This is a genomic window from Selenomonas sp. FOBRC9 (genome assembly GCF_000287655.1).
In the GTDB taxonomy this organism is placed as follows: domain Bacteria; phylum Bacillota; class Negativicutes; order Selenomonadales; family Selenomonadaceae; genus Centipeda; species Centipeda artemidis.
The window spans coordinates 246,024-254,377 of record NZ_ALJR01000003.1 but is presented as its reverse complement, the minus strand read 5'-3'; the positions used below and the strand labels follow the sequence as shown (position 1 = coordinate 254,377).

Below are 8,354 nucleotides of genomic sequence, written 5' to 3'. Positions count from 1 at the left end.
TTATACGCCAAGTGAACGCGGAACTAATGAACGCCAAAACGGCATGGTACGACGCTTTATCCCAAAGGGGACCGATATTGCTTGCCTCACGCCGGACACAATTCAACAGGTAGAGGACTGGATGAATAACCTCCCCAGGAAAATCCTCGGATACGATACACCCAAAGAGCGTTTCGATTCATATGTTGCTCAATTCGCTGCCTCGTAACTTTTTCCCTACTTGTCCCACTTGCTATTGCAATTTAGGCTCTTTACGTGTGCCTGCTCTCCAAAAATATTTCCTTGACAACCGCATGGGATTCGTCTATAATCTCCCATGTTGCTGACATGCAGCGATAGGGGTATCGCCAAGTTGGTAAGGCACGGGATTCTGAATCCCGCATGCGTTGGTTCGAGTCCAGCTACCCCTGCCATTTGTAAATTAAAACCGCAGTCAAACGGCTGCGGTTTTTCTGTGCGCTCATTTTGTATCGCGGCAGCGTTGCTCCGCGGGATGCCAATCGTCAAGCGTTCCCGGAATTCTCGCCGCAAATCTGCGCGAGGAGGGCACGGCACCCTGCGTTGACGTCGCGGTAGGTGGTTTCGAAGTCTCCGGTGTACCACGGGTCGGCGACATCGCGGCGCTCTCCAATGAAGGAGAGGAGTTTGTACGTCTTTCCTGCCGGATCACCGCCCGTCAGGCGGTCGAGGTCGCGCATGTTTTCACGATCCATGCCGACGATGTAGTCATACGTGTCGTAATCGGAGCGCTGCATGAGCGCGGCACTCCGCTTTGTAAAGGGGATACCGTGTACGCGTAGCACCTCGCGCGTGCCGTAATGCGTATCGCTTCCGATTTCGTCCGTGTGCATCGCTTTTGATGTGACGCTGATTTCGTCCGCACGCCCAGCTTCCTGTACCAATGCTTTCATGACGAATTCCGCCATCGGAGAGCGGCAGATGTTCCCGTGGCAGACGAATAGTATTTTCTTCATGGATACGTCCTCCCTATGAGATGTATTTTCAACGCCGGTACTGCCGATTCTACCGTAAATCTCTCTGCGCCGCAACTGCCGCGCGCTTGTCTTTTGTATATGAAGATGCTAGAATACAAATGGAATAATGAACTGGGTGAACTATGATTTGGGAGTGAACCGCAATCGTGAGCAGTGCTGTATATCATCGGAAAAAATACGGAACGATGCGTCTTTGGCTTGCCGCCGTTGTCTGCGCCGCCTGTACGGGAGCGGGGACAAGCGTCTTTGCCGCGCCGTCACTCGCGCGGCCGGGGGAGGATATTGCGGAGATGGCGCTGCCTTCCGAGATCGGTGTAGAGGATCGGATCCCTTCCTATCAAAAGGATGACTTTGAAGCACATTTTACGGTGGAGAATTTTGTGCTTGAGGCGCCCGATCTGAATCTTGATAAGGACGAGCTCTCACGCATCCTCGAAGAGGGGATGGGGGCGGGCAAGACGATCGCCGATCTGCGCCGCACCGTCGATGCATTGACGACGTATTGCCGCACGCATGGCTATCCTGCCGCTGCGGCGTATCTGCCGCCGCAGGAGAGCATGGACGGGGTCATTGTGCTGCGCGTGATCCCAGGGCGTTACAATGACATCCGCATTGAGAATAAGAGCCGCCTGAAGACGCCCGTTGCTGCGCGTATCATTGCGGGGCTGAAGAAGAATGATATCATTACGTCGGCGAAGCTCGAGACGGCGCTCTACTCGGTGTCGGATGCGACAGGGGCGCGCGCGGTCGGTGTGCTGAGCCCGGGCGCTTCGTTCGGGACGAGCGATCTGACGGTGCGGATCGAGGATTCGAAGGAGTCCAATACGATTTTCTATGTGGAGAACTACGGCAGTACAGGGACAGGACGTTACCGGTACGGCCTGCAGGAAACGCTTTACGATCCGTCGGGGCGCGGGGATAAGGTCAATGCGGGCACGATTATTTCGAACGGGAGCCTGCGGAATTTCTATGTGAACTATGAGACGGTAGTCGGCCGCGGCGGGACAACGGCGGGCATCGGCATTGCACGGATGAATTACAAGGTCGGCGGCGCGCTTGCGGCGATCGGTGCGGAGGGGAATTCCCTGACGATGACGCTTTTTGCCCAGACGCCGCTCTATCATCTGACAAACCGCAGCCTGCTGGTGCGTTACGGCTATAACTACCGCAGGCTGAACGACGATATTACGGGCTTTGATCTCGAAGGGAAGAAGCATACGCACAGCGTCTATGCGGGGCTGGTCGGGATGCAGCGGATGCGCGGGCTGCAGCTGAATTATAATATGAACTTTACGCTCGGACGTTTGTCCTATGATTCGTTGTATTCGAGCATCCTCGGAATGATCAACCGGACGAACGAAGGCGCTTACGAGAAGGTTGAAGCGGATATGACGGCGGTGCAGCGGCTCGGCAATGCGGCGGATCTCATGGTCAAGGTGTCGGGGCAAAAATCGTGGCAGAACCTCGACAGCTCGGAGGATTTTTATCTCGGGGGGCCGAACGGTGTGCGTGCCTACGCGCAGGGAGAGGCATCGGGCGACGAAGGCGTGCTCGGCACGGCGGAACTGCGCTGGCATACGCCGCTGCGCGGGCTGACGATGAGTACGTTCTACGATGCGGGGACAGTACGTATTAGCCATAACGCGCCGGCGGGCGCGCCGAACCGCATGACGCTGCGCGGCTGGGGTGTCGGGGCGGCTTATCATAAGCCGGGCGACTGGTTCGCGCGGCTCGACTATGCACGGCGCATTGGTCTCGATGCGCAGGTTGCGCCGAAGAATGCGGCGTCGGGGCGTGTGTGGTTCCTCATGGGAAAGATTTGGTAATTTCGACGATGGTGCGGCGAGAAAGAGCGGAGATGAACGGGGCAGGATATGAGACTGCGGCGAAAACCGTGGATTGACACGGCGATACGGGACTATGCGGATTTTGTGACGCCGCTCGGCGGGGACGTCCGGCATTTTGCGGGGCGATGGGCGGATGAATTTCGCCGCACGGCGCCGCTTCATATTGAGATCGGTGTGGGCAAGGGCGATTTTATCACGGAGCTGGCGGCACGGCATCCGGAGGTCAATTATGTGGGGCTGGAGGCACAGCAGGGCGTGCTCTATTTTGCTGCGCGCAAGGCGGCGGAGCGGGAGCTGAAGAATCTGCGCCTGCTTGTCTTTGATGCGGCGCATCTGTCGGAACTGTTCGCGCCGGGGGAGGTCTGGCGTATCTATTTGAATTTTTCAGACCCGTGGCCGAAGAAGCGCCATGCGAAGCGGCGGCTGACGAGCGAGGTGTTCCTTGCACGTTATCGGGAAGTATTGCGTCCGGACGGCGAGATCCGGTTCAAGACGGACAATGAGGGCTTATTTGCGTACTCTCTTGAGACGATGGCGCAGGAGGGGTGGCGTCTCTCGGATGTGACACATGATCTGCACGCACTCGGCGATCCGTCGAATATCATGACGGAGTACGAGCGCAAGTTCAGCGCGCGCGGGGCGAAGATCGGGCGCCTCACGGCGCGGCTGCCGCAGGAGCACGACTGATGCGTACGCGCTATACGCTCTTTAAGAGCGATTCGGAGCCGATTGTTATCATCATGGGGATTCTTCTCGTGGTGGGATTGGTCAATGTGTTCAGCTCGAGTTATGTGCTTGCGGCGATGGATTTTGAGAATCCGTATTTCTTCTTGGGGCGCCATGCACTGTGGAGCTTTTTCGGCATCATTGCCTGCGTGATCTGTCGTAAAGTAGACTATCGCAAATGGCGCGGGCTGATGTTCGTGGGGCTCGGCATCACGCTGTTCCTGCTGGTCGCGGTGCTCTTTGTGGGAACGACGGTGAACGGTGCGCAGCGGTGGATTTCACTCGGACCGCTTAGTTTTCAGCCCGCAGAGTTCGCAAAGCTCATGGCGGTGCTGATGGGGGCGTTTTCGATTTCGTCGGTGCTCTCGAAGGAGGACTTTTACATTGCGGAGGACTGGCCGCGCGTGGTTGTTCCGTTCGGGGCGATTCTCGTGATGGCGTTTCTCGTCTACCGTGAGCCGGATTTTGGCACAGCGTGCATCGTGTTCGGTGTGCCGCTTCTCATGGCGATTGCGCTGCTCGTTCGTCCGTTTTACTGGGGCGGGCTTGGTCTGCTGGGCGGGATTATTGCCCTTGGAATCGGGGCGCTCCAGCCCTACCGTATGAAGCGTATTCTGGTCTGGATCGATCCGTGGTCGGACGCACGAGACGCAGGGTATCAGATGGTGCAGTCGCTTTCGACGATTGGGTCGGGCGGTATCTTTGGGATGGGCTTCGGCGACGGCGTGAGCAAATATGAGTATCTGCCGGAGGCACATACAGATTTTGCCTTTGCGATCTTTAGTCAGGAACACGGCTTTCTCGGTGTGCTGCTCATTTTTTTCTTCATCGGGGTGCTTCTCATCTACTGTCTTCGCGTGGCGGCTCGGGCAAAAGACGTGTTCGGGCAGGTGCTCGCGCTCGGCATCGTCTTTCTCGTGCTCGGTCAGGCGCTGGCAAATCTTGCGATGGTTGCAGGACTCCTCCCCGTCGTCGGTGTGCCGCTGCCCTTTATTAGTTACGGCGGCTCCTCACTCGTTGTGACGATGGCGGGGATGGGGATGCTGCTCGGCATTGCCGATCGAAACGACCGTGCGTCGGACGGCGATGCGCCGCAGAGGCGCGGCGCAGAGGAGGAAGCGGAAGAACGCCGCCGCCGTATGCATGTGGTGCGATAAAGGGACTGCCGTACGCGGGAGCGCGGGCGGCAGTTTTTCAATATCATTGTATTTTTGTGAGGAAATTCGATGTTCAGTGATTTTTTTCTTGGTGCGCAGCAGGATCTAAAAATCGCGCTCCTGCCGCCGATGATCTGCGCTGTGTTCCGCCTGATCTTCATCCTGATTTACCGTTCGAAAAAGTCGCCGCGCGGCGAGTGGCGCAAGTGGTTCGGCTGCTTTAACTACGGCTTTTGGTGGGGGATGGATTTCAACGCGTATGTCTATCTCGCCCTCTTGCTCTTTGTGTCCGTGCCGGGGGCGTTCCTGCCCGCTTATTTCAGCGTCGCCGATACGGTGCGGACGATTTTCGTGCTCCTTTATGCGGCGCTGCTGTATACGGGGTTCATTGGGAAGATGATTTTCTATGCACATTTCCGCGATACATTCAATCAAACGGTATGGCTTGGAAAAAATGCCGATAAGAGAAATTTTGCCGATATATTCTTCAACCAAAATCATGGGGCGTGGCTGTTGCTCGGCTATTTTCCGTATCTTGCGGTCTGTGCTCTCGCCGCGCGGGGGCTTCTTGCACTGCCGTCCGTCGCATATCCGTTTGCGTTTGAGGGCGCCGCGCAGTATGCGGCGAATACGGCGACCTTTCTCGCTGCGATTGCACTCTTTTACTGGCTGCGCTACGGTGGGACGTTCCGCCATCGGAAAAAGCCGGAGTGGGACGAGGTGCCGCCGATCGTGAAGAATGACGTCGTGCTCGGCAAGGCGACCATCGATGATTTTATCGCGCTCGAGATGGTGTGGAAACGCCCGCCGCGCGAGGCGCTCAGACATACGGATGAGGAGTCGCAGCGGATCATAAGAGCGGTACTGCCCGGCGGACGTGACTTTGCCGAATGTCCGCTCGAGCTATATAAAAGAACCGCGCAGGGGAGCAGAATTGAACCTCCCCGACATATTTTCTTCCTGCTGGGAGAGAGCCATATGCAGGCTCTTTTTGACGCGACATTCGCGCACCTGCATCTGATGGAGGCGAGTGAGCGGTTCCGCGCTGATCCTCATACGGTGAGCATCCATAATTTCCTCCCGGCGGGGATGATCTCGCAGCCGGCGCTCACGAGTCTGCTCCTCGGCATTTATGATGCGGATATGGAGCTGAATGAGAATAAGGATTTTTGGAGCGGGACGCTGCCAACCTCGCTGCCGCGTCAAATGAAGGAGCTTGGGTACCGGACGGATTTTTGGTATGGCGGCGGTTTGAACTGGGGAAGTCTCGCACATTTCCTTCCGGCGGTCGGCTTTGATGCGTCTTACGGCGGCCCCGACATCTGCCCGCCGGATGCGCCGCGCACATGGCTCGGCGTGCATGACCATATCTTTCTCAGAGAGGCTGCACGGCGGATTCGTGCGGCGGAGGAGTACCGCGGGTTTCACTTCCTCTATACAACGTCGAATCACGGACCTTACCTCCTGCCGTTCGAGGACTATGGATTTGATGCGGATCGGGTTCTGCGGGATGCGCCCGCAGAGCTGCGCGAGAAGGGGCTCCGGCGGCGCGGTCTGGCGTGTGCGTGGTATGCGGACAGAGCTCTTTGTGCGTTCATTGACGAAATGCGAGCGGCGTTCCCGGACAGTCTCTTCATCGTGACGGGCGACCATATGGGCGGCGTGCTGCCGGTGGCGGAGGTTCTGGAACGCAAGGAGATCGCCCTGCGCGAGCGTGTCCTAACGTCCTTTGCGATGCATCATCCGCAGCTGACGCCCGCGCACTTTGCAGGGAATACCATCGGCGGACATATGAATATCCTGCCGACGCTCTTTGAACTCATTGCACCGCAGGGATTCGAATACCATGCGATCGAGCGGCCGTTGACAGAGCCGATTGACCGTGTCGTTACGCCCTATGCGTGGGTGACGCGCGCCGAGATTGGCTTTTATGCCGAGCGCGCGGAGCAGACACTCGCCGTGTCGGCGGGCGAGATTCCGCGCCGGAACGATGCGGAACGCTTTGCAGAGGAGCGTGACGGTTGGTGCGAGATGGCGGCGTATTATGTGCGGCATCCGCAGCTTTTGGAATCTGCGGGGCATCGGAACTTGTGATGCACAAAAAGATGAGCAAAAGCTTCGACTGAGGAGGGAAATCATGGAAGGCAGCGTCAGTATTTATGTCAATCGGAAGGATAAATCCCTGTCGCGGGGGCTTCATTACACGGTGCCCGCCGGATTTGGGCAGACTATGGGGGGATATATTCCCGTGGAACGAGATGCGCTTAAAGAGTGTGTCATGGAGGGGCTGGCGGAGAGTTTGGCGGCGTATCGGACGGAGCGGCAGGCTTCCGAACCGTGGCGCATGACAAAGTATAAGACATGGAATAAATGGCATCGATTTCATCAATGCATCAAGATAAATTATGATGCAGATGAAAAGAAATATCGAATTGCATTGTTGGGAAGGGATGAGAGGACGCATTCTTATGTGGAGCCTGAGCCGGGCTGTGACTTTCTATTGACGGAGGAGGAGTTTGAAGCGCGGTTCGAGGAAATTATGGATTTTCTGATTGACAAGGTGCGGATCATCCACTATATGATTCTGCCTCGTTAAGTGCTTATAAGGGAAGAACGCGGATTCTTTTTGAGGCAATAGATTTCGCGTCCGCCATATGCTGTAGGTACCGATAGGGGCAATCCGAGAGATGAGATACAGGAGCACGCCGCGCCTGCCGAAGAACTGACGTCAAGAGAAAGCGCCTTTGCATCCGGCAGGGGTGCTTTTTTACGCAGCGGGAAAATAAATTTCAAAAACCACTGATTTTTTACAGAAAGATACGCTAGAAAACGCGTCAATGAAAAACTTTGTAAAATATGCGTTGACAAGGTTTTTAGCGAATGATATTATGTGACAGTCCCCTTTTTGGAGGTGAGGATATGTCTCTGGAGAAACTGCGCTCTGCGCGCCGCATTGCGGGCGTAAAGCAGGTGGAACGTGCCGTGCTGAGCGGCGCCGCGGAGACGGTATTCATTGCATCCGACGCTGATGAACGCGTGACGCACACGCTTCTTGCAGCGTGTGCGGAGAAGGGCGTCGCAGTTGACCGCACGGCGACGAAAGACGAGCTCGGTGAGCGGGCGCGCCTTGATGTAGGCGCCGCTGCGGTCGCAATACTACGGTAAAAACGCAGCCATGCGTTTTCCTACAAAAGAATTGTTACTCGACGACAAAGGAAGGAGGTGCAGTATGCCAACGATCAATCAGCTCATTCGAAAGAGCAGAAAGAGCCTTGAGGAGAAATCGAAAGCACCAGCACTGAAGAACAGCCCGCAGAAGCGAGGGGTCTGCACGCGTGTTTACACATCCACGCCGAAGAAGCCGAACTCTGCTCTTAGAAAGGTTGCTCGTGTTCGCCTGACGAACAGCATCGAGGTGACCGCATATATCCCCGGCATCGGACACAATCTGCAGGAGCACAGCGTCGTCCTCATTCGCGGCGGCCGCGTCAAGGATCTGCCGGGCGTGCGCTATCATATCATCCGCGGCTCGCTCGATACGGCCGGTGTGCAGGATCGCGCACAGGGACGTTCGAAGTACGGCGCAAAGCGTGCGAAGAAGAAGTAAGGAAGTATATCGTTTTAGGTAG

General features: G+C 56.6%; 10 protein-coding genes and 1 tRNA gene. 9 read left to right on the top strand and 2 right to left on the bottom strand.

The features are described from left to right. Together HMPREF1147_RS12210 and HMPREF1147_RS01675 are read left to right on the top strand one after the other, a co-directional pair. Positions 1 to 208: transposase (locus HMPREF1147_RS12210; RefSeq protein ID WP_369791731.1), on the top strand; the 208-nt coding region annotated here is incomplete at its 5' end. Positions 209 to 337: 129 nt separating this feature from the next. Then, a tRNA-Gln gene (locus HMPREF1147_RS01675) sits at positions 338 to 413 on the top strand. 90 nt (positions 414 to 503) lie between these two features. On the opposite strand, the gene HMPREF1147_RS01670 is transcribed toward HMPREF1147_RS01675, so the two are convergent. Then, positions 504 to 974: a low molecular weight protein-tyrosine-phosphatase gene (locus HMPREF1147_RS01670; RefSeq protein ID WP_009657356.1), complete on the bottom strand. Its 471-nt coding sequence runs from the start codon at positions 972 to 974 to the stop codon at positions 504 to 506. Between the two features lie 206 nt (positions 975 to 1,180). On the opposite strand from HMPREF1147_RS01670, the gene HMPREF1147_RS01665 reads away from it, so the two are divergent. From HMPREF1147_RS01665 to HMPREF1147_RS01645, 5 genes are all read left to right on the top strand, one after another. Then, positions 1,181 to 2,821, top strand: a complete 1,641-nt coding sequence (locus HMPREF1147_RS01665) for a ShlB/FhaC/HecB family hemolysin secretion/activation protein (protein WP_037350983.1) — start codon at positions 1,181 to 1,183, stop codon at positions 2,819 to 2,821. 48 nt (positions 2,822 to 2,869) lie between these two features. Next, the gene (gene trmB / locus HMPREF1147_RS01660; protein ID WP_009657332.1) at positions 2,870 to 3,529 is read left to right on the top strand and encodes a tRNA (guanosine(46)-N7)-methyltransferase TrmB; all 660 of its coding nucleotides are present in this window, start codon (positions 2,870 to 2,872) and stop codon (positions 3,527 to 3,529) included. After that, entirely contained in the window at positions 3,529 to 4,725 is a 1,197-nt protein-coding gene (locus HMPREF1147_RS01655) for an FtsW/RodA/SpoVE family cell cycle protein (protein ID WP_009657273.1), read from the top strand. Before trmB ends, HMPREF1147_RS01655 begins: the two co-directional genes overlap by 1 nt. A 69-nt stretch (positions 4,726 to 4,794) precedes the next feature. Then, entirely contained in the window at positions 4,795 to 6,819 is a 2,025-nt protein-coding gene (locus HMPREF1147_RS01650) for an LTA synthase family protein (protein WP_009657424.1), read from the top strand. 43 nt (positions 6,820 to 6,862) lie between these two features. Next, a complete protein-coding gene (locus HMPREF1147_RS01645; RefSeq protein ID WP_009657366.1) occupies positions 6,863 to 7,321 on the top strand; it encodes a hypothetical protein in 459 nt (152 codons plus the stop codon). Here the strand turns inward: HMPREF1147_RS01645 and HMPREF1147_RS12130 are convergent. Further along, positions 7,318 to 7,593: a hypothetical protein gene (locus tag HMPREF1147_RS12130; RefSeq protein ID WP_009657334.1), complete on the bottom strand. Its 276-nt coding sequence runs from the start codon at positions 7,591 to 7,593 to the stop codon at positions 7,318 to 7,320. The two genes, HMPREF1147_RS01645 and HMPREF1147_RS12130, sit on opposite strands and share 4 nt — an antisense overlap. A gap of 51 nt (positions 7,594 to 7,644) precedes the next feature. Here HMPREF1147_RS12130 and HMPREF1147_RS01640 point away from each other — a divergent pair, with 51 nt between their 5' ends. Together HMPREF1147_RS01640 and rpsL are read left to right on the top strand one after the other, a co-directional pair. Then, on the top strand, positions 7,645 to 7,890 hold the full coding sequence (locus tag HMPREF1147_RS01640; protein WP_009657326.1) for a ribosomal L7Ae/L30e/S12e/Gadd45 family protein: 246 nt from the start codon (positions 7,645 to 7,647) through the stop codon (positions 7,888 to 7,890). 64 nt (positions 7,891 to 7,954) lie between these two features. Beyond that, positions 7,955 to 8,332, top strand: coding sequence for a 30S ribosomal protein S12 (rpsL, locus tag HMPREF1147_RS01635; RefSeq protein WP_006307578.1), 378 nt, complete (start codon positions 7,955 to 7,957; stop codon positions 8,330 to 8,332). The last annotated feature ends 22 nt before the right edge of the window (positions 8,333 to 8,354 follow it).